At 68.6% G+C, this 280-nt stretch carries 1 protein-coding gene; it reads right to left on the bottom strand.

Annotation, left to right across the window (positions count from 1 at the left end; all coding sequences use genetic code 11):
- The coding region (locus AABA86_RS34600) for a hypothetical protein (protein WP_338309942.1) at positions 1 to 280 on the bottom strand (280 nt) is incomplete at both ends.

Below are 280 nucleotides of genomic sequence, written 5' to 3'. Positions count from 1 at the left end.
TCGGCCTCGCGCACCAGAAATTCCTCGAAGGTGAGAGCATGGGCGCTGATGGCCTTGGCGTCATCGTCCTTGCGCAGCGAGGCGAGCTCGTCGCGCAGCGTCAACAGGCAGCTCGGCTCGAGACCGACGATCGGCACGCCGCGCGCGGCAAAGGGCGCAAACGCGGCCACGAGACGATCGAGCTCGACCCTGGCTTCATCGACGAGGCCGGCGGACAGGAAGGTGCGCCCGCAGCACAGCGGGCGGCTGCCGCTCAGTGCCTTCGGCAGATGCACGCGAT

Source organism: Bradyrhizobium sp. TM233 (genome assembly GCF_036247965.1).
GTDB classification, from domain to species: domain Bacteria; phylum Pseudomonadota; class Alphaproteobacteria; order Rhizobiales; family Xanthobacteraceae; genus Bradyrhizobium; species Bradyrhizobium ottawaense.
The sequence above is the reverse complement of the archived record's forward strand: the minus strand, read 5'-3'. Positions and strand labels throughout refer to the sequence as shown.